We start from the raw sequence: 20,480 nt of genomic DNA on the forward strand, positions 1-20,480 counted from the left end.
AGTAACTCGTTGCGCCGGTAAAGAAGTTCCCAAGTCGCCTGGATGGAGCCGTCTTCAGGACACCGGGCGCCCGAAGCAGCGCTCCAGCTCGTCCAGATCGTAGAAGCTGCTGCCCTTGGCCACCGGCCGGCAGCCCTGCTTGAACGCGGTCTCCTTCTCGTTGTAGAGCATCCGCACCAGATAGGTGTCGCCCTTGCGGAACACGTCCCACTGGATGTTCGCGGCCATCGGAGCCACCGAGCCGCCCCGCCAGGGGTTGTCGGCATAGGTGTACGGCCGATCCTCGGTCACCGGCTCGGTGCTGCCCGGCAGGCGCATCAGCGCGGCGAGCGGGATGATCTCCTCGGCGTGCGTGAAGCGCAGCTCCGCGCCCAGCTCGCTCGTACCGTCGCGCTTGGCCTCGGCCTTCTTGAAGAAGTCGTCGAGCAGGACGTCGGCCATCTTGTAGGTGATGTCGCTGTCCGCGAAGCCCGGCCCCTTCTCGTAGAAGTCCTCGGCGTCGCTCAGATAGGCGAACCAGGCGGCGTCACGCGGGGCGAGATAGCGCTCCAGGTGCCAGCTGCCCTCGTCGCTCATGGCCGGGGCGATGCTGTACAGGTTGTAGACCGCCTGGGCCGCGTCCACCTCGGTGCCGATCGAGGCGAACTCGCCCGCGGAGATCCGCCGTACGAAGGACGGGGTGAAGATCTTCTTCAGTATGTTCCGGGCCGCCGTGTGGGTGGCCGGCTGCTCGGTGACGCTCTTGAGCGTGGCGGCCAGCCGCTGGTCGTTCGCGATGTAGTCGCGGTACGCGGCACCGCCCGCCGACTTGTGGAAGTAGAGCAGGTCGGGGTCGGTCCGCGCCGGGCCGATGAGCGGCCCGAGCGCCGGGTCGGCGTCGGCGAGCGCCGAGGCGAAGAGCGCGCCGCTGTCCACGGCACGGCCCTGGCCGGAACTGACGAGGTCGATCGGTTCGGAGTCCCGGGCGATCCGCGCGAACAGTCCGGGCAGCCGTCGCTCCATGCGGGTCGCCGTGGCCTGGATCTCCCGCTTGCCCCGCCCGCTGAGGTTGCCGTACCCGACCTTCTCCATCGCCGCCAGCAGTGAGCGCACCTGCGGCCCGAACTCCGCACCGGCACGGGTGAGCCCGCCCTCGCTGTCGGCCTTGTCCCACAGCTGCAGGATCAGTTCCCCGTCCTCACCGCTCGTCGCCGCACGCGAACCGTGCCGGGACACGTTCTCGGTGAACACCGGGACGAATCCCTTCGGTGCGCGCTGATACGTGCGGGCGTCCTGCTGCGGCGCGTACGGCGCCTTCGTCCCGTAGCTGCCGGAGGATCCGCCCGCGGCCTGCGCCGGGAGGGGGGAGACCATCAGTAGGGAGAGCGCGGAGAGCGCGAGAGCCAGAGCGGGGGCGGCCGCGATGCGTTTCATGTGGCGTCGATTCGTCCGGGGGCGGGCTCGGGTTGAACGGCCGCATCGTTTCCGCACGATGTGAACACCGAATGACCATGGAATGGCGGGCCGCCGCACCTCCCCGTGGTGAACGGCCCGGTCGGATCAGCCGGTTGACGACGGAGTCGGCCGCGAACCGGGACGCGGGCTTGCCGCCGTGCCGCCGTCCGTGTCCGTCACCGTGCCGCCCTCCGTGTCCGTCACCCTGCCGCCGTCCGCGTCCGTCGCCCGCCGTCGGCCGGGGATCTGCGCGCCCCCGTACGGCGGTTGGGCCCGTGCCCCCGGTGTCCGAAGGCGTCGGCGGCGGCCCGGCGCGGGCAGGGCGGGCGGGGTGAGGAAGCCTTCCGCGCGGGCGGCGGCGATGCCGATGCGGGGGACGTCGCTGCTCTTCTCGAACAGGAGATAGCGGGGTTCCCACACCGGCCGGTACTTGGCGTTGGCCCGGTAGAGGGATTCGAGCTGCCACCACCGGGAGAGGAAGGTCAGCACGGTGCACCACAGCCGCAGCACGGGTCCGGCGCCCAGCCGGGAACCGCGTTCGAAGACGGACCGGAACATGGCGAAGTTCAGCGACACCCGCCGCACCCCGATCTCCTGGGCGCGCAGCAGCAGTTCGATGACCATGAACTCCATCAACCCGTTCTCGGAGTTCCGGTCCCGGCGCATCAGGTCGAGGGACAGTCCCTTCTCGCCCCACGGTACGAAGCTCAGCACGGCCCGCGGCTCGCCCTGGCTGTCGTGGCACTCCAGCATGACGCAGCGGCCGTCGCCCGGGTCGCCGAGCCGGCCGAGGGCCATGGAGAAGCCGCGTTCGGTCTCGCCGTCGCGCCAGTGGTCGGCCTTGTCGATCAGGGTGGCCATCTCGGCCTCGGGGATGTCCGCGTGGCGGCGGATGCGGACGGAGTATCCGGCCCGGCGGATGCGGTTGTGCGCCTGGCGCACGCCGCGCATCGCACGCCCTTCGAGGGTGAAGTCGGCGCGGTCCACGATCGCTTCGTCGCCGAGTTCGAGGGCGTCGAGGCCATGGCGGGCGTAGATGGTGCCGGCCTCCTCACTGGCGCCCATCACCGCCGGCGTCCAGGCATGCCTGCGCGCCTCGTGCAGCCACGCCTCGATCGCGCCGGGCCAGGCCTCGGGGTCACCGATCGGGTCGCCGGAGGCCAGGGTCACCCCGCCGACCACCCGGTAGGCGACCGCGGCCTTGCCGCTCGGGGACCACATGACGGCCTTGTCGCGGCGCAGTGCGAAGTAGCCCAGCGAATCCCGTTCGCCGTGCCTGGCCAGGAGTTCGCGCAGGCGCCGCTCGTCGTCCTCGCCGAGGAGTTCACGCCCGCGCGGCGCGCGGAAGCAGGCGTAGAGGACAAGCAGGAAGGACGCGGCGATCAGGATGTTGATGAGCACGTCCACCCAGCGGGGGGCGACCACGGAGTCGAGCCGGTCGGCGAGCGGGCCGACGCTGACGCCACGCAGCAGGGTGTACGCGATCCGGTCGCCCAGCGGCGCCCCGGACACCTTGTTGGTGGCGCTCACGAGCAGCGTTCCGAGGGTGCCGCTGACCAGGAGACCGCCGGCGCCGACGGCCAGCGCCAGCCGGGGGTTGGAGCGGTCCCCGACGGCCTGGAACTCCCGCCGTCCGAGCAGCAGCGCGGCGACGAAGAGGCCGGTGAACAGGGTCGAGAACCAGTTGAAGCCGTGCCGTCGGAACTGTTCCTGGGTGAGGGCCAGGACGTACAGCCCGAAGAGCGGCCCCGCCAGCAGCATGTTGAAGATCCACGCGGCCCGTTTGCGGCGCCGCATCACCAGGGCCAGGAACAGCGCCAGCGCGGCCGAGACCAGCCCGGCGGTGGCCAGGTAGGGGGTGAAGAACCCACCTCCGTTGTGCTCGTGCACCTCTTCGCGGAACGGCAGTGACACGACCGCCACCAGGTTGAGCAGCGCGAGCAGCCGCAGATACCAGACCGTGGCCGCGGCCGCCCGTGGCCGCAGCCGGGCGCCGAGGGCCGGGCGGCCGGTCGGGGTGGTCCGGCGCGACTTCGAGGTCCTCTGTTCCGGGAGGAGCACTGGCTGTTGTGCAGACACCGTGAAGCATCACCTTGGGGAGAGGGGAGGGGGACGCGGGCGGTAAACCCTGTGTGTTCCCTACGAACCCGTAGGGCCAGCAAACCCTACATGCCGTAGGGAAAAGGTGAGTTGTGGCCGCGGTGAGGATCGCGGCCGAGTGTCTTAACGAGCGACGGTCGGCGGCGTTGCGGGGAAAGAATGCCTGGTCCGCGCGGTATTAGGGGGTAAGGGGCTGGTAAGAATCGAAGCGCGGACAGACGGTCCGCGAGGGGGTTCCGGCCGCGCCCTCACACCCCGCCGTGCGCGACGTACGGCGGGCGCCGGAGGCGGCGACACCGACATCTCGCCATCGCGTTCCCGCAGCTCACGGCTCTGAAGCCGACTCCGTTCGGATCTCGCGCGGACCGGTCGTTCCGTCCGCCCGTGAGGCGGCCGGTGCGGTCCCGGCATGCCGCCCGCGTCCACTATGCCAGCATTTGCGCACCTCTTGAATGTTAGTTAGGCATGCCTACACTAAGCCCCGCCTGTAGCCGTCCGGCCTGGTATTTGCTGCATCGGAGAGAGGCCCGAGGTGTGGGACGACGCATTTCCCAGCTTTCTGATCGGTCTGCGTGAGGGGCTGGAAGCAGGGCTGATCGTCTCGGTCCTCGTCGCCACGCTCGTACGGTCCGACCAGCGTGCCCGACTGCCCCATGTGTGGACGGGAGTTGCCGCCGCCATCGGGCTCTCCATGAGCTTCGGCGCGATCCTGACCTTCACGGCGGCCAACCTGCCCGGGAAGTCGCAGGAGGCGTTCGGCGGCACGCTCAGCCTGATCGCGGTCGTGTTCGTCACCGCCATGGTGTTCTGGATGCGGCGCTCCGCCCGTACGTTCTCCGGAGAGATCAAGCAGAAGGTCGCCACCGCGCTGGGCATGGGGGCGGGGGTGCTGATCGCGACCTCGTTCCTCGCCGTGGGCCGTGAGGGGCTGGAGACCGCGCTGTTCCTGTGGACCACGGCACAGGCGGCGGGGAGTGCCTCGGGCCCCCTGGCCGGAGCGGCGGCCGGGCTGCTGATCGCGGCGGCGCTGTGCTGGGGGCTGTACCGGCGGGTCCTGCACATCAACCTGACCCGGTTCTTCACGCTCACCGGCGCCGTGCTCATCGTCATCGCCGCGGGCGTCCTCGGCTACGGCATACGCGACCTGCAGGAAGCCACCGTGCTCCCGGGCGGCACGGCGTACGCCTTCGACCTGTCGGCGCACCTCGACCCGGGATCCTGGTACGTCACCGTCGTCCAGGGCACGCTCAATCTCACCCCGCAGATGACCTGGCTTCAGATCTCCGTCCACGCCCTGTACCTGGCGATCGTGATGACGCTCTTCGCACGGGGGCCGGCCCCCGTAAAGCCCGCTCCCGTGACCGTGTCCGTCGGGGCGGGGAACGTCGCGGCGGCCGGTTCCGGCGAAGGCGAGGGGGTCTCGGCGACCGGGTCGGTCGCCCGCCGCCTCCCCCGCTGGACGGTCCCCGCCGCACTCGTCGCCGCGCCCGCGCTCATCGCGGGGATCGCCATCGCCGTCGGCGACGGAAAGCCCGCCGCCGGCACCCCCGTCGTCGAGGTGTCCGCCGCCGACTGCGGCAAGGGCTTCACCGCGCCCGAGCCGGGCCGGCAGACCTTCCAGGTGCGCAACACCGGCTCCCGCACCTCCGAGATCTATCTCGTCGACCCGGCCGGCAACGCCGTCTACGGCGAGGTCGAGGGCATCGCCCCCGGCACCACCCGCGCCCTGATCGCCACCATCGGCACGGGCTCGTACGCCTGGCGCTGTGTGCCCGACGGCGGCAAGGCCGTCACCTCGGCGGCCGTGCGTGTCAGCGCGGGGGGTGGCTCCGCCCAGGCCGTACTGCCGGTCTCCGAGCAGGACCTCGCCGCACCGCTGGCCGCCTACCGGACATACGTCGACCAGGGCCTGGCCGACCTGCTGACCAGGACCCGCGCCCTGCGGAGCGACATCGACGCGAAGAAGCTGGACCGGGCCCGCGAGGACTGGCTGCCCGCGCACCTGCGATACGCCTCACTGGGCGCCGCCTACGGCACCTTCGCCGACTTCGACGCGAAGATCAACGGTCGTACGGCCGGACTCGCGGGCGGCGTCGACGACCCGGCCTTCACCGGCTTCCACCGCATCGAATACGGCCTGTGGCACGGCCAGTCCGCCGCCACCCTCGCGCCGTACGCCAAGCAGCTCACCGACGACGTCGACGCCCTGCGCAAGGACTTCCCGAAGCAGGACTTCGACCCGGGCGACCTCCCGCTGCGCACCCACGAGATCCTTGAGAACACCCTGCACCGCGAACTCAGCGGCACCGCCGACTACGGCAGCGGCACCGAGCTCGCCACCACCGATGCCAACCTCGACGGCACCCGCGAACTGCTCACCCTGCTGCGCCCGCTGATCGACAAGCGCGACGCCGAGGTCGTTCGGGCCGTCGACACATGGATGGAGCGCACCGAGCGACTGGTGCTCGCCCAGCGGGCCGAGGACGGCACCTGGACGCCGCTGGACAAGCTGTCCGACACCGACCGTCAGCGCCTCGACGGCACGGTCAGTCAACTGCTGGAAGAGCTCGCGCCGATCCCGGACCTCCTGGAGATCCGCCAGGCCGCGTGAGCGGTCCACCGGCGTCCGCCATCACGCTCCGGCCCGCCCGCGCCGAACCAGCCGAACCACCACACCCCCGCAGTACCGGGAGCATGCGCCCACAGGAGAGGACCTCCCCCGATGACGACCCCGAGCCAGGACGACCAGGCCGCGCCGGGCAGCTGCCCCGTCGGCCGCCGTACGTTCACCAGGACCGCCCTCGGTGTCGGCGCGGCCGGAGCCGCCCTGGCGGGCGCCGGACTCGTCGGCGCCCGGGCGGCCGCGGGCAGCACCCCCGCCGCGGCGGCCGACTCGGGCGGCGGCAAGGTGCCCTTCCACGGTGCTCACCAGGCCGGTATCACCACCCCCGCACCCAAGGCCGGCGTCTTCGTCTCCTTCGACGTCATCGCCGACGGCCGGAGCGAACTCACCACCCTGCTGCGCACGATCACCGAACGGGCCCGCTTCCTCACCACCGGCGGCACCCCCGTCGACCTGGGTGTCGGCGCGCCGCCCTCCGACAGCGGCCTGCTGGGACCGGATCTGCCCGCGGACGACCTCACCGTCACCGTGGGGATCGGCGCCTCCCTCTTCGACGACCGCTTCGGCCTCGCCGACCGCATACCGCGCCACCTCAAGCCGATGCGCACCTTCCCCAACGACAACCTCGACGCCGCCGAGTGCCACGGCGACCTGTCGCTGCAGCTGTGCGCCGCCGACTCCGACACCGTGCTGCACGCCCTGCGCGACATCACCCGCCACACGCGCGGCGCGATGCAGATCAAGTGGCGCGTCGACGGCTTCCAGAACCCGTCCCGGCCGACCGGCGCGCAGCGCAACTTCCTCGGTTTCAAGGACGGCATCGCCAATCCGGACACGACCTCCGGCCGCGAGATGGACAAGCTGGTCTGGGTCACCGCGGCCGACGGCGAACCGTCCTGGGCGGTCGGCGGCAGCTACCAGGTGATCCGCATCATCCGCATGCTGGTCGAGTTCTGGGACCGGGTCTCGCTCACCGAGCAGGAGAAGATGATCGGCCGCCGCCGTGACACCGGCGCCCCGCTGGACGGCGCCCAGGAGACCGACCTCCCGCGCTACACCAAGGACCCCAAGGGCGAGGCGATCCCGCTCGACGCCCACATCCGGCTCGCCAACCCCCGTACGGCGAAGACCGACACGACCCGGATCCTGCGCCGCGGCTACAACTACGACCGGGGCGTCGACGAGGCCGGCAACCTCGACATGGGCCTGGCCTTCTGCGCGTACCAGCAGGACGTGGTCCGCCAGTTCGAGGCGACCCAGACGCGGTTGATCGACGAGCCGCTCGTCGACTACATCAGCCCCACCGGGGGTGGCTACTTCTTCGCGCTGCCCGGTGTGAAGGACCAGTCGGACTGGCTCGGCCGCTCGCTGATCGAGGGCTGAAACGGGGGCGCCCCGTTGAGACGCCCGAGCAGAAACGGCATCACTCCCCGTTCCAGCAGGGTCCGTTGCCAGTCCTCGTGGGCGTGCCTCACCTCGGGATCGCGGTCCTGCGGGGTGGGGCGGCCGCGGGTCGCCAGCGACCAGAGGAGATCACCCAGCGCCGCGCCCGCCGTCACAGCGGCCAGGATCACCACCACCATGATCAGTCCGTCGTTCAGATGCGGGCGTACGTCGAGGGCGTGCAGGTCGAACCCGCTCAGGAGATACACGCCCGCGGCGACGACACAGAGACTGGGCGCGAGCAGCGCGGACACGGAAACGGGGCCATCTCCCGGACGCGTCGGGACCTTTGAGGCGCCGTCACCGCGTCGGCGGGCCCGCACGCGCAGATAACGCTCGTACTCCGGCGTAGCGGTCCGGCAGAGCGGGGCGCGTGCGTCCAGGGCTTCGGCGCGCAGTTCCGCGCGCCGCGTGTCGAGCGGGCCGAGGCCCTTCATCGCTGCGATGATCTCGGGGGAGTGCAGAGCCCGGTCCAGGATCCGCTCGAAGGTGCCGTCACTCGGCGCCGCCGGACCGGCGTCACGTTCCTGCATAGGGGTCCCCCGAGACGTAAGAGGCTCTTGACGAGCCAAACCCTACAGTATGTAGGGTTTTCAACGTGCCGTCATGCTCGACACCGTCCACCGCGACGGCGAACGGGCCGGCCTTCCGGCGGACATCGCCGTACAGACGTACCGGATCGTGCAGGAGGCGCTCACCAATGTCGTGAAGCACGCGCCGTCCTGTACGGCGGCGGCGTCGTTCACCCGGCGCCCGGTGGAACGCTTCGTCCTGAGTCCTCGCACAGTGACGACGGGTGTCCCGCTGTCCGGCTTCCCGCCGTCCGGCGGAACATCCCCGCCGTCTGGCGCTCCCGTGGGCGGGCGGGCGCGAGGCACGATGACGGCAGTGGTCACAGGGACGTGGCCGTGACGCAGGGAGAGCCGATGACCACCATTCCTTCCGTCGAGGCGCAGGGCTCCCGGGTGGGGCCGCCCCCGCCGTTCGACCCGGAGCTCGCCGCCGCCCTCGAAGTCATCGGCGAACAGCTGCCGCCCTCGTTCCACATAGACATGATTCCGGCGCTGCGCCAGGGCATGGCGCTGTCCGACGGGGCGGACCCGGACCTGACCCGGGACGGCGCCTTCTCCGTCGAGGAGCGCACGGTGCCCGGCCCACAGGGCGCCCCGGACATCTCCCTGCTCATCTGCCGGCCGACCGGCGCGACCGTCGCCGTGCCCGTCGTCTACAACGTGCACGGCGGCGGCATGGTGATCGGCGACAACCGCACCGGCATCGGGGAAATGCTCGACTGGGCCCAGGAGCTGGGCACGGCGGTGGTGTCGGTGGAGTACCGTCTCGCGCCCGAGCACCCGCACCCGGCCCCCGCCGAGGACTGCTACGCGGGACTGCGGTGGACGGCCGAGCACGCCGAGGAACTGGGTTTCGACCCCGACCGGATCATCGTCGCCGGGGCGAGCGCGGGCGGTGGCCTGAGCGCGGCGGTCGCCCTGCTCGCCCGCGACCGCGGCGGCCCGGCGCTCCTGGGGCAGGTGCTGCTGTGCCCCATGCTCGACGACCGCAACGACACCCCGTCCAGCCACCAGATGGCCGGTCTGGGCGTGTGGGACCGCACGGCGAACGAGATGGGGTGGACGGCCCTGCTCGGCGACGCCCGCGGCGGACCGGACGTCTCTCCCTACGCCTCCCCGGCCCGCGCCGACGATCTCTCCGGACTTCCCCCGACCTTCATCGACGTCGGCTCGGCCGAGACCTTCCGCGACGAGGCAGTCGCCTACGCGACGGGTCTGTGGCAGGCGGGCGGCCGGGCCGAACTGCACGTGTGGCCGGGCGGTTTCCACGGATACGACCTGATGGCCCCGCAGGCCGCCCTGTCCCAGGACACCAAGGCCGCGCGCCTGCGGTGGCTGCGCAGGCTGCTGGGGAACTGACCGGATCCGCCGGGCGTTCCGGCCGGTGGCTTGGCAGCGGGCGCCGGAAGACGGAGCATGAGGGGGCGGCGCCGGGCGACGGGCCGAACAGCGTGTCCGGCGAGCCCGTGCGAGGTGACATTCGGTGAAGGAGCTGGCGGGCAGGCTCGCGGCGCTCGACCCCGACGCGGGCGCGGCGCTGCAGGTGATCTCCTACTTCGACCGGTTGATCGAGGGCCGGGCGGGCCTGGAGTCCCTGGTGCGCGGCGCGGCCGTGCTGTCCGGCTGCCCCGCCCGGCTCGTCGACGAGGAGCGCGGGGTCCGCGTCCGGGTCGAGGCCGACGGGACGCGCCGCGACGACGGCGGGCCTCCCGACCCGGCCTGGCCCTCGGCCCCGCTGACGCCGACCGGCCCCCCGGCCGTCTGGCTGGAGCGCGCCGGACCTTCCGACGGGGTCCACGCGATGGTGCTGGAGCGTGCCGCGGCAGCCGCCCGGGTGGTGCTGGACCGGACCCGCGGGCGGGCACCGACGGACGTCCGGGACGCGGATCCCGCCTCGGTGGAGGTGCTCCTGGACGCCTCCGCCACCGAGCACGCCCGGCGCCAGGCAGCCCTCCGTGTCGGTCTGCGGGACGTGGCCGCCGCCCGTGTGGTGGCGACCGCCGAGGGCGGGCCGCTTGTGGAGGGGGTGCCGGCCTCCGGCGACAGCACGCCCGCCACCGGTGGCCGCCGCGCGGGCATCGGCCCCTCGGTTGCCGTACGGGACCTTCCGGCGTCGTGGGCCGCCGCCCGTACCGCCCTGCGGTTCACCGCGGAGGGCACCGACCAGGACCCCGGCCCCCGCACGGTGTACGCGGACGAGCTGGGCGGTCTGGCGTTGCTCGCGCAGGCGGTCGGCCCGGCCACGGAAATCCTCCCCGACGTCCGCGCCCTGGAGCACGCCGTCGCGACGGCCCCCTGGGCGGCGAGCACCCTGAACGCGGTCGCCTTCAGCACGAGTCTGCGGGCCGCCGCCGCGGAGCTGAACGTCCACCACTCCACGCTCCAGGACCGTCTGGCCCAGGCCGAGCACTGGCTGGACTGGCCGGTGCACGACCCGGCCGGCCGACTGCGGCTCCAACTGGCCCTGGTCCTGCGGCGACTGCACCGCAACGCGCCCCTCTGACGCGCACCGCCGCCCGGCGACCACCCGCACGGACCGGTGGCACTGCTACACGGAGCGGTGGCACTGCTACACGGAGCGGTGGTACTGCTCGGGCACGTGCACCTCGGCGCCGAGTTCACGTGCCGCGAGGCGCGCGAACGACGGGTTGCGCAGCAGTTCGCGCCCCAGCAGCACCGCGTCGGCCTCGTCGTTGGCGAGGATCTTCGCGGCCTGCTCGGCCTCGGTGATGAGGCCGACGGCGGCGACGGGCAGGCCGGTCTCGGCCTTCACCCGTGCGGCGAAGGGGACTTGGTAACCGGGCCCGACCGGGATGCGTACGCCCGCGGCGTTTCCGCCGGTGGAGACGTCCAGCAGATCGATGCCGTGCTCGCGCAGCTCGCCCGCGAAGCGGACGGTGTCGTCGGCGCTCCAGCCGCCCTCGTCCAGCCAGTCGGTGGCGGAGACGCGGAAGAAGAGCGGCTTGTCGTCGGGCCAGACCTCCCGTACGGCGTCGACGACTTCGAGGGCGAAGCGGATGCGGTTCTCGAACGAGCCGCCGTAGGCGTCGGTGCGGTGGTTGGAGTGCGGCGAGAGGAACTCGTTGACGAGATAGCCGTGGGCGCCGTGGATCTCGGCGATCTCGAAGCCGGCGTCCAGGGCGCGCCGGGCCGCGTCCGCGAACCGGCCGACGACTGCCTGGATCTCGGCGACCGTGAGCTCCGTCGGGACCGGGTGGCCGCCGTCGAAGGGGAGCGGGCTCGGGCCGAGCGGCTGCCAGCCGTACGCGTCCGGGCCGACCGGCGCGCCGCCCTTCCAGGGGCGGTCCGTGGAGGCCTTGCGGCCGCCGTGCGCGAGCTGGATCGCGGGCACGCTGCCCTGGCTCTTGAGGAAGCGGGTGATCCGGCGGAAGGCCTCGGCCTGGGCGTCGTTCCAGATGCCGAGGTCGTAGGGGGAGATCCGGCCCTCGGGCGAGACGGCGGTGGCCTCGACGATGATCAGGCCCGTGCCGCCCGCGGCCCGGGCCGCGTAGTGGGCGAAGTGCCAGTCGTTGGGCGTGCCCGTGTCCGGCCCCTCCGGCGCGGCCGAGTACTGGCACATCGGGGGCATCCATACCCGGTTCGGGACGGTCACTGCGCGTAGCCGGTAGGGCTGGAAGAGCGCGCTCATGGCGAACTGTTCCCTTCGTCACGGGGGTCGATGGACGACTCGTACGATAGTCATCGTAGTACGGAGGGTGTCAAACTACGATGGTTCTCGTACAATGAAGTTCCGTCCCCGAAGTGGAGCTGCCGTGACGACCGTCGTCCCCGCCGCCAGCAGTCGCGATCTTCCGCATCCGGCGCGCGAGGAGATCCGGCTGGAAGGCGTGCTGCACGCGCTGTCCGACCCCATGCGGCTGCGGATCGTGCGAGAACTCGCCGCGGTCGGCGACGAGCTCTCCTGTTCGCACTTCGACCTGCCGGTCACCAAGTCGACCACCACGCACCACTTCCGGGTGCTCCGCGAGAGCGGGGTGATCCGACAGGTCTACCGCGGAACGGCCAAGATGAACGCCCTGCGCGAGGACGACCTAGATCATCTCTTTCCTGGACTTCTCGGCGGTGTCCTCTCCGCCGCCGCCCGCGAGGCCTCCCGCCTCGGCTGAACCCGCCCTCCCGGGCAGGTGGTTGAAGAGCAGGTTCAGGACGATCGCCGTCAGGCACCCCGCGCTGATCCCGCTGTTCATCACCGTCTGGAACCAGTGCGGGAACTTCTCGTAGACCGTCGGTACCCCGACCGGCAGCATGCCCACGGCGACCGAGACGGCCACCACCGTCAGATTGTCGTTGCCCTTGAAGTCGACCCCGGCCAAGGTGCGCAGTCCGCTCGCGGCGACCGTCCCGAACATCACCAGGCCGGCGCCGCCCAGTACCGGCGCCGGTACCGCCGCGACCACCGCGCCCAGTTTGGGCAGCAGGCCGAGCAGGACGAGGATGCCGCCCGCGGTCGCCACCACCCAGCGGCTGCGCACCCGGGTCATGCCGACCAGACCCACGTTCTGCGCGAACGCCGTGTAGGGGAAGGTGTTGAACACACCGCCGAGGACCGTGGAGAGACCGTCGGCGCGCAGCCCGTCGGCCAGCGTGCGCGGCTCGACCTTCCGGTCGGTCATCTCGCCCACCGCGATGAGGTCACCGGTCGTCTCCGTCATCGTCACCAGCGCCACGACCAGCATCGAGACGATCGCGGAGGCGTGGAACGACGGTGCGCCGAAGTGGAACGGTGTGCTGATCCCGGCCCAGTCGGCGTCCCCGACCCCGCCGAAGTCCGTGAATCCGAACGGCACCGCGACCGCGAGGCCCACCGCGATGCCGATCAGCACCGCGATCCGGCTCAGGAAGGCCGGCGCGAACCGCTGCACGCCCAGCACCACGGTCAGCACGAAGCCGGCGAGCGCCAGGTTCTTGGGCTCGCCGAAGTCCTTCGCGCCCACACCGCCGGCCGCCCAGTTGCCCGCCACCGGCAGCAGTGAGACGCCGATGATCAGGATGACGGTGCCGGTGACCAGCGGCGGGAAGAAGCGCAGCAGCCTGCCGAAGACCGGCGCCAGCAGCACGATCGCGAGTCCCGCGACGATCACCGACCCGTAGATCGCGGGCAGTCCGCCGCCCGTCGTCCCGATGAGCACCATCGGTGAGACGGCCGCGAAGGTGCAGCCCTGCATGATCGGCAGTCGTACACCGAACCGCCAGAAACCCACGCACTGGATGAGCGTCGCGATGCCGCAGACCAGCAGGTCCGCGGTGATCAAATAGGCCATGTCGGCGGGCGACAGCTTCATCGCCCCGCCCACGATCAGCGGCACGGCCACCGCGCCCGCGTACATCGCGAGCACATGCTGCAGCCCGAAGGCGGCCAGTTGGCGTACGGGTGGGACCTCGTCGACGGGATGCACGGGTGCGGTGGTTGCCATGGGCACTCCAGGAGCGGCGGCGGGGAGCGGGGGCGTCCGGACGGCGGGGGACGTCCGGACAGCACGAGACCGTAGGGGGCTTGAACAGTTTGTTGATTTCCGGCCCGTTGCCGCTGTGTGTCAGGCCCGCAGAAGTCGGCTCGACTCCGCTACGAGGTCGCCGCCGTCCGCGCCGCCGCCAGCAACGACGTCCAGTCGGGCAGCTTGACCACACCCCGCCCGAGCGAGGCCCCGAGCTCCGCCTCCGCCCGCTCGATCGCCTGCCACCCGGCCCACTCCACCGGCGCCGCCCCGGCCGCCCGCAGCGCCGCGAGCGGGTCCTCGGGCAGGTCCCGCCGTACGAGTTCGGGGGCGTCCTCCAGCAGCGAGGTCACCGTCTCCTTGGCGCACGGCCGGTTGGTGCCGATGACGCCGGTCGGGCCGCGCTTGATCCAGCCCGCCACGTACTCGCCCGGCGCGACCACGCCGTCGCGCAGTACACGACCCGCGAGATGCGGCACCGTGCCGTGCGCCGCGTCGAACGGCAGCCCTTCGAGCGGGACCCCGCGATAGCCGACCGAGCGCAGCACCAACTGCGCCCCGATGTCCTCGTACCGCCCCGTGCCCGTCACCCCGCCGTGCCCGTCCGGCACCGTACGCTCGAAGCGCACCGCGCCCACGCGGGTGCCGTCGCCCTCGTCGGGGAGGAGTTCGACGGGGCGCAGGAAGAAACGCAGCCGGATCCGACGGGCTCGGTCCTGCGGAGGCGCGGCGGCCCACCCCCGCAGCACCTCCACATTGCGGCGCTGTGCGGCGGGCAGGGCCGACGGGTCGGCGTACCCCGGATCGAGCGCCAACTCCTCGGGATCCACCACGACTTCGGTGTCCGGCAGCGAGCCGAGCTCGCGCAGCTCCTTGGTGGTGAAGCGGGCCTGCGACGGACCGCGCCGCCCGACCATGCTGATCTCCGTCACCTTGCTCGCGCCCAGCGCGGTGAGCGCCGCCTGCGGCATGTCGGTGGGGCTGAGCTCGGCGGCCGTGCGTGCCAGCATCCGGGTCACGTCGACGGCGACGTTCCCGACGCCCACGACCACGGCCGAGCGTGCGCCGGGCGCGAAGTCGGTGGCGACGGAATCGGGGTGCGCGCTGTACCAGGACACGAACTCGGTCGCCGACCAGCTGCCGGACAGCTCCTCGCCCGGTACTCCGAGATGGCGGTCGGTGGCGGCGCCCACGCAGTAGACGACCGCGTGGTAGAGGTCCCGCAGGCGTGCCGTCGGGAGCCCGCCGGGGCCGACCTGGAGACCGCCCAGGAACCGCACCCGCTCGTCCTCCAGGACCGCCCGCAGATTGTTCTGCAGCGACTTGATCTTCTCGTGGTCGGGCGCCACGCCGTAGCGCACCAGGCCGTACGGGCACGGCAGCCGGTCCAGGACGTCCACCCGGACCTCGGGCAGCCCGCTCTGGACGAGGCTCTGGGCGGTGTAGACCCCGCTGGGCCCCGAGCCGACGACGGCGACATGCAGCACGGCGGAACTCCCAATCCGAAACCTGAACAGCCCGAGGAGGTCGCTGATGGCTCCAGCATCGCACCACCGGTGCCCCGCTGACAGGGTCCGGCGCGCGGCACATGTGTACGTGTCCGCCGTGATGAAATGTGACGATATGGATACTGTGCGTATCTGCGGGACCTGCGGTAGCGCCGTGTGATGCGGAGGCCTACGACATGTCGCGCATCCTGCTGATCTCGCTCGTCTGCTGGGCGATGACGTCGTCGGCCATCTCCTCGATCTGGAGGTTGTTGCCCTGCGCCTTCACCTCCGTGGCCATCGTGATCGCCCCGTCGTGATGGGTGATCATCAGCTTCAGGAAGAGTTCGTCGAAGTCCTTGCCCCGCGCCGCGCGCAAGGTCTTCAGCTGTGCCTCGGTCGCCATGCCGGGCATCGCCTCGTGCTGGTGCTGTGCGGCCCGCCGTTCGCCGTCGTGCGTCGCGAGCCAGCCCTTCATGGTGGTGATCTCCGGTCCCTGCCCGGCGGCGATCCGCGCGGCGATCCCCTTCACCTGGCCTGACGCGGCGTGTTCCGGGGCGAGTCCGGTCATCTCCAGAGCCTGGGAGTGATGCTCGATCATCATCCGCGCATAGGCGAAGTCCGCCGCGTTGGGGGAGTCGTCCTCGGCGCGCTGTCGCGCGGCGTCCGCGGCCGACAGCGTCTCGGCCGCCTCGCCGGGCCTGCCGGGTGCGATCACCGAAGGCCCGCTCGACCTGGCGGCCCCGGCCGTCGAGGCGGAGCCGGAGTCACAGCCCCCGAGTGCGAACGCGGCCACCGCGAGCGACACCGCGAGCAGGGGTGCGCGGGAGGCACGTGGCATACGTGGCATACGTGACGTACGGCTGAGAAGCACAACAGCCTCCTGGGGCACGCGAATCGGCGGACACCTCACGGGTGTTCATGACCGTTCTGGGGCGCTCGTGAACGTGACTGATTGAAAACCTTCATTACGAGTACGTTGCCTCCTGTTGATCAACGTATGGGGCGGACGATACTTCAGGGGTCCGTGAACCGTTCAACTGCGAACGGCTACAAGGGAGAACACAGTGACCCTGTTGATCGAACCCCGAACGCGGCGCAGACGCCTGGGAGTTGCCGCCGCCGCGGCCGGACTCCTCGCCACACTGCTCACGGCCGGCCCGGCGGCCGCGACCCCCGACCCCGGGGACGGCCCCGCTGTGCAGGAAAAGGTGTCCCGGAGCGATGCCGCCGAGGCCAAGGCCGCGATCGCGAGCGGCGAGATACCCGGACAGGACGAGATAGTCCACTCCGACAACATCGAACACCTCACCAACATCCCCAAGGAGGCGCTGCCCGGCACCAATTCGGACCTCGCCTTCCAGGGCAAGTACGCCTTCGCCGGCAACTACGACGGCTTCCGCATCCTCGACATCAGCAACCCGAAGGCGCCCAGGACGGTCTCCCAGGTGCTGTGCCCGGGCTCGCAGAACGACATCTCCGTCTCCGGCAACCTGCTCTTCCTCTCCACCGACTCCTCGCGCAGCGACAACTCCTGCAACAGCACCACGCAGCCCGCGACCGAGAAGTCCTCGTGGGAGGGCATGAAGGTCTTCGACATCACCGACAAGGCGAACCCCAAGTACGTCGCCGCCGTCGAGACCGCCTGCGGCTCGCACACCCACACACTGGTGCCCGAACGCAAGAACGTCTACATCTACGTCTCCTCCTACTCACCGAGCGCCACCTTCCCCGACTGCCAGCCCCCGCACGACGGCATCTCGGTCATCAAGGTGCCGCGGAGCGCCCCGGAGAAGGCAGCCGTGGTGAACTTCCCGGTGCTGTTCCCGGGCGAGGGACCGGACGGCGGCGGCAACCCGGGCGGCCCCGCCAACCCGGGGGTCTCCAAGACCACCGGCTGCCACGACATCACGGTGCTGCCGTCGAAGGACCTGGCCGCGGGCGCCTGCATGGGCGACGGCATCCTGTTCTCCATCAAGGACCCCGAGCACCCCAAGGTCATCGACCAGGTCGAGGACAACGTCAACTTCGCGTTCTGGCACTCGGCGACCTTCAACCAGAAGGCCGACAAGGTCGTGTTCACCGACGAGTTGGGCGGCGGTGGCGCCGCCACCTGCAACGCGACGGTCGGTCCGAACCGCGGGGCCGACGGCATCTACGACATCGTCGGCAAGGGCGACCGGCGCAAGCTCGTCTTCAAGAGCTACTACAAGATCCCCCGCCACCAGGCCGACACCGAGAACTGCGTGGCCCACAACGGCTCGCTGATCCCCGTCAAGGGCAAGGACCTCATGGTCCAGGCCTGGTACCAGGGCGGTGTCTCCGTCTGGGACTTCACCGACTCCGCCCGCCCCAGGGAGATCGCCTACTTCGAGCGCGGTCCGCTGACCACCGACACCCTGAGGGTCGGCGGCTCCTGGTCGGCGTACTACTACAACGGCTACATCTACTCGAACGACATCACCAAGGGCTTCGACGTGCTGAAGCTCAGCGACCGGCGCACCGACCCGGCCAAGCGGGTCCACCTGCGCGAGCTCAACGTCCAGACGCAGCCGGACTACTTCGACTGATCGTCCGTCCGCTGATGGTCCGTCCGCTGATCGTCCGGCATCGGCCGATCGTCATGGAGCCGATCGTCCCGCCCCTGATCGTCCGGTCGTCGGCCGGTCGCGAAGAACCGTGACAGGTCCGTCTCGCAGGTCCCGCCGGGCACCTCGGTGTCCGGCGGGACCCCCATCTCCCAGTCGAGGTGGTAGCGCTCGAACAGCTCGGTCCGCAGCGTCGGGAGCGGCATCGGCACGCCCGGCACCAGGGCCGCGTACACCGCTCCCATGAGCAGCGCCCGCAGCATCGGGTAGTCGGTGGCGGCGTCCGCCGAGCCGTGCCGGGCGACGGTCTCCCGCAGAAGCTGAGCGAGGCGCTGCTGCTCCGGGCACTGCACGAACCCCTCGCCCTGCAGCATTCCGGCCATGTGCTGACGCATCAGCACGGGCCGGTCCCGGGCGAGGCCCAGGATCGCGTCGATGGCCCGCGCCATCCGCTCCCGGCCGTCCTCGGTACGCGGCTCGCGCTCCAGCCCCTCCTCCAGAGTGCGGTGCATCAGCCGGTGCACGGCGGACTGCACGAGCTGGCGCTTACCGGGAAAGTAGTACGACACCAGTCCGCGCGCCGATCCCGCGCGATCCGCGATGTCCCCGAGCGTCGTCGCCTCATAACCGCGCTCGTTCACCAACTCCACCGCGGCCTGCAGGAGCCGCTCCCGGGAACGCCGCCGCAACTCTTCATTGACCGACGGGCTGCGCGGGGACATGCTGTAACTCCTGTATTGACTGGCTGCCAGCCAACTATACTCAGTGCGTCCGGGGCCGTGACCCTCCGCGGGGGAGGCTCCGGGCTGCCGTCCGCCTGGGGCGTCGCGGGGGAACGTCTCAGGCGGACAGGCATGAGCGAGCGGGATTCCCGAGCGAGTCGCACGGCCGCCCCGGCCTCCATAGAGTGGGCTGGACTTCCTAGGAGGCGGGTGGACATGGATCAAGAGCAGATTCTGGCCAGGATCGCGGCGATGGTCGACGACGAGCGGCGGCTGCGCGACGCCGTGGCGTCCGGGCAGATCGACAGCGGCACGGAACACGAACGGCTCGGAGAGCTGGAGCGCGCGCTCGACCAGTGCTGGGACCTGCTGCGCCAGCGGCGCGCGAAGTCCGAGTTCGGGGAGAACCCGGACGAGGCGCGCGTACGACCGTCTTCGCAGGTCGAGGACTATCAGAGCTGAACGGGCGGCGCGGACGCGGGCGCGGGTCGGTCGATCAGATCCAGCACCGGTCGCAGCCCGTCCGGGCGGTGTGTCAGCACCGGTCGCAGCCCGTCCGGGCGGTGTGTCACCGGCAGATGGTCCACGAAGTGCACCGTGCACCCCAGCGCCGCCGCGCCCCCGTCCGCGCGGCGGTCGTCCCCGACCATCAGTGTCTCCTCGGGGGCGATGCCCAGCGCGTCGCAGGCGGTCGCGAACAGCCGGGTGTCCGGCTTCTGGACGCCGTGCTCGTACGACAGGACGTACGCGCCCACATACGGGTCGAGACCGTGCGCGCGGAAGACGGGCCGCAGGTCCCAGCCGATGTTGCTGACCACGCCGACCGCGACCCCGCCTCCGCGCAGCGCGTCGAGCACCTCGGCCGCGTCGGGATAGGGCCGCCAGGCGTCCGGGAGCATGTGACGGTCGTACAGCGCGCCGTGCAGCCGGGGGTCGGGCAGGGGCACCTGGCGGGAGACTCCGGTGTACGCGGCTCGGTGTGCCTCGGCGCTCCGGTCGCGGACCGCCCACAGTTCGGCGAGGTCCGCGGGCAGCGGCCGGGACGGAAGGGCGCCGCCCGCGAGTGCGCCCACGGACTCCAGCGCCTCCGCCGTACGGATCAACTCGGCTTCGGAAAGGTCGAGTTCGGCTTCCCTCAGCACCGCGCGCAGCCATGACTCGGTGGACTCGATGCGGAAGAGGGTCCCGGAGAAGTCGAAGAGCACGCCTTTGATGGTCATGAGGGAGATCCTTCGGGGCGCACTCCGAACCGGTCAAGTGCGCACCGTTGCCCCAGCCGGTCGAGCGCCCCCACGGCCGCTCAAGCGCCCACCGCCGCCCGCCCCGCTCACGTGCCCACCGCTCACGTGCGCACCGCCGTCCTCGCCGGTCCGGCACGGTCCGAGCCCGGCCATCGCTCGTACGACATCACCGCCAGCGCGACCAGCAGCGCGCCGAGCAGCCAGCCGCCCAGGACGTCCGAGGGCCAGTGGACGCCCAGCCAGACGCGGGTCAGCCCGACACCCGCGACGGAGACCACAGCCAGTGCCAGCGCCGTACGCCGCAGGGCGAGCCCGGCGCCGTACAGCTGGAGCAGCCACAGCAGCAGCCCGCACACCACCGTCGCCGTCATGGCGTGACCGGAGGGGAAGGCCGCGTAGTGGGCGGAGTCCACGGGGTCCGGCCAGACAGGGCGCTCACGTCCGACCGCCGCCTTCAGGGTCTGCTGCACCACGGTGCCCAGCACACCGGTGGCCACCACCCACAGGGCGGGCCACCATGCGGAGTGCCGCCACACCAGCCCGACCACGACCGCCGCACCGAGGACACGCATCGTCCAGGGGTCCCACACCCAGTCCGTCAGGACACGGAACACCTGGGTGATGCCGTGTTCGTCGACCGCCCGGCGGTGCGTGGACCGCGCGATGCCGTCGTCGAGGGCGAGCAGCGGCTGCCAGGAGAACGTGACCAGCAGGAGAAGCAGCACCGAGGGCACGGCGAGAGCGGCCGCGGTACGTGCCGCGGTCCGTGGGGCCGGGGAGTCGACGGGCGGGGAGTGCATACGGCGATCCTCGC

General features: G+C 71.3%; 18 protein-coding genes. 8 read left to right on the forward strand and 10 right to left on the reverse strand.

Features of this window, described 5'->3' with window-relative positions; all coding sequences use genetic code 11:
• Positions 1-54: 54 nt before the first annotated feature.
• Together RV986_RS46135 and RV986_RS46140 are read right to left on the reverse strand one after the other, a co-directional pair.
• Complete coding sequence (locus RV986_RS46135; RefSeq protein WP_475923063.1) at positions 55-1,413, reverse strand: histidine-type phosphatase; 1,359 nt, start codon at positions 1,411-1,413, stop codon at positions 55-57.
• Positions 1,414-1,539: 126 nt separating this feature from the next.
• Positions 1,540-3,513, reverse strand: a complete 1,974-nt coding sequence (locus RV986_RS46140) for a phosphatidylglycerol lysyltransferase domain-containing protein (RefSeq protein ID WP_475923064.1) — start codon at positions 3,511-3,513, stop codon at positions 1,540-1,542.
• Positions 3,514-4,066: 553 nt separating this feature from the next.
• Here RV986_RS46140 and efeU point away from each other — a divergent pair.
• Together efeU and efeB are read left to right on the forward strand one after the other, a co-directional pair.
• Positions 4,067-6,145: an iron uptake transporter permease EfeU gene (gene efeU / locus RV986_RS46145; protein ID WP_475923065.1), complete on the forward strand. Its 2,079-nt coding sequence runs from the start codon at positions 4,067-4,069 to the stop codon at positions 6,143-6,145.
• A 111-nt stretch (positions 6,146-6,256) separates the two neighbouring features.
• Positions 6,257-7,540: an iron uptake transporter deferrochelatase/peroxidase subunit gene (gene efeB, locus RV986_RS46150; protein WP_475923066.1), complete on the forward strand. Its 1,284-nt coding sequence runs from the start codon at positions 6,257-6,259 to the stop codon at positions 7,538-7,540.
• On the opposite strand, the gene RV986_RS46155 is transcribed toward efeB, so the two are convergent.
• A complete protein-coding gene (locus tag RV986_RS46155; protein WP_475923067.1) occupies positions 7,471-8,133 on the reverse strand; it encodes a hypothetical protein in 663 nt (220 codons plus the stop codon). The two genes, efeB and RV986_RS46155, sit on opposite strands and share 70 nt — an antisense overlap.
• Before the next feature lie 73 nt (positions 8,134-8,206).
• Between RV986_RS46155 and RV986_RS46160 the strand changes: the two genes are divergently transcribed.
• The 3 genes from RV986_RS46160 to RV986_RS46170 all read left to right on the forward strand — a co-directional run bounded on the left by RV986_RS46160 (position 8,207) and on the right by RV986_RS46170 (position 10,675).
• Entirely contained in the window at positions 8,207-8,512 is a 306-nt protein-coding gene (locus RV986_RS46160; protein WP_475923068.1) for an ATP-binding protein, read from the forward strand.
• A 14-nt stretch (positions 8,513-8,526) separates the two neighbouring features.
• On the forward strand, positions 8,527-9,531 hold the full coding sequence (locus RV986_RS46165) for an alpha/beta hydrolase (protein WP_475923069.1): 1,005 nt from the start codon (positions 8,527-8,529) through the stop codon (positions 9,529-9,531).
• Between the two features lie 124 nt (positions 9,532-9,655).
• Positions 9,656-10,675, forward strand: a complete 1,020-nt coding sequence (locus tag RV986_RS46170) for a helix-turn-helix domain-containing protein (RefSeq protein WP_475923070.1) — start codon at positions 9,656-9,658, stop codon at positions 10,673-10,675.
• A 66-nt stretch (positions 10,676-10,741) separates the two neighbouring features.
• Here the strand turns inward: RV986_RS46170 and RV986_RS46175 are convergent, their stop codons facing one another.
• Positions 10,742-11,821 carry an NADH:flavin oxidoreductase/NADH oxidase gene (locus tag RV986_RS46175; protein WP_475923071.1) on the reverse strand — a complete coding sequence of 360 codons (1,080 nt, stop codon included), beginning with the start codon at positions 11,819-11,821 and terminating at the stop codon, positions 10,742-10,744.
• 124 nt (positions 11,822-11,945) lie between these two features.
• Here RV986_RS46175 and RV986_RS46180 point away from each other — a divergent pair, with 124 nt between their 5' ends.
• On the forward strand, positions 11,946-12,299 hold the full coding sequence (locus RV986_RS46180; RefSeq protein ID WP_475923072.1) for an ArsR/SmtB family transcription factor: 354 nt from the start codon (positions 11,946-11,948) through the stop codon (positions 12,297-12,299).
• On the opposite strand, the gene RV986_RS46185 is transcribed toward RV986_RS46180, so the two are convergent.
• The 3 genes from RV986_RS46185 to RV986_RS46195 form a co-directional block, all read right to left on the reverse strand.
• A complete protein-coding gene (locus tag RV986_RS46185) occupies positions 12,225-13,607 on the reverse strand; it encodes a nucleobase:cation symporter-2 family protein (RefSeq protein WP_475923073.1) in 1,383 nt (460 codons plus the stop codon). The genes RV986_RS46180 and RV986_RS46185 overlap by 75 nt on opposite strands.
• A gap of 149 nt (positions 13,608-13,756) precedes the next feature.
• Positions 13,757-15,115, reverse strand: a complete 1,359-nt coding sequence (locus RV986_RS46190; protein ID WP_475923074.1) for an FAD-dependent oxidoreductase — start codon at positions 15,113-15,115, stop codon at positions 13,757-13,759.
• 190 nt (positions 15,116-15,305) lie between these two features.
• Positions 15,306-15,965, reverse strand: coding sequence for a DUF305 domain-containing protein (locus RV986_RS46195; protein WP_475923075.1), 660 nt, complete (start codon positions 15,963-15,965; stop codon positions 15,306-15,308).
• A 217-nt stretch (positions 15,966-16,182) separates the two neighbouring features.
• Between RV986_RS46195 and RV986_RS46200 the strand changes: the two genes are divergently transcribed.
• Positions 16,183-17,685 carry an LVIVD repeat-containing protein gene (locus tag RV986_RS46200; protein ID WP_475923076.1) on the forward strand — a complete coding sequence of 501 codons (1,503 nt, stop codon included), beginning with the start codon at positions 16,183-16,185 and terminating at the stop codon, positions 17,683-17,685.
• On the opposite strand, the gene RV986_RS46205 is transcribed toward RV986_RS46200, so the two are convergent.
• Complete coding sequence (locus tag RV986_RS46205) at positions 17,673-18,425, reverse strand: TetR/AcrR family transcriptional regulator (RefSeq protein ID WP_475923077.1); 753 nt, start codon at positions 18,423-18,425, stop codon at positions 17,673-17,675. The two genes, RV986_RS46200 and RV986_RS46205, sit on opposite strands and share 13 nt — an antisense overlap.
• A gap of 216 nt (positions 18,426-18,641) precedes the next feature.
• Here RV986_RS46205 and RV986_RS46210 point away from each other — a divergent pair, with 216 nt between their 5' ends.
• Positions 18,642-18,887, forward strand: coding sequence for a DUF2630 family protein (locus RV986_RS46210; protein ID WP_475923078.1), 246 nt, complete (start codon positions 18,642-18,644; stop codon positions 18,885-18,887).
• Here the strand turns inward: RV986_RS46210 and RV986_RS46215 are convergent.
• Positions 18,878-19,645: an HAD family hydrolase gene (locus RV986_RS46215; RefSeq protein WP_475923079.1), complete on the reverse strand. Its 768-nt coding sequence runs from the start codon at positions 19,643-19,645 to the stop codon at positions 18,878-18,880. The genes RV986_RS46210 and RV986_RS46215 overlap by 10 nt on opposite strands.
• 122 nt (positions 19,646-19,767) lie before the next feature.
• Positions 19,768-20,466: a phosphatase PAP2 family protein gene (locus tag RV986_RS46220; protein ID WP_475923080.1), complete on the reverse strand. Its 699-nt coding sequence runs from the start codon at positions 20,464-20,466 to the stop codon at positions 19,768-19,770.
• Between the last annotated feature and the right edge of the window lie 14 nt (positions 20,467-20,480).

Source organism: Streptomyces sp. RLA012 (assembly GCF_056270325.1).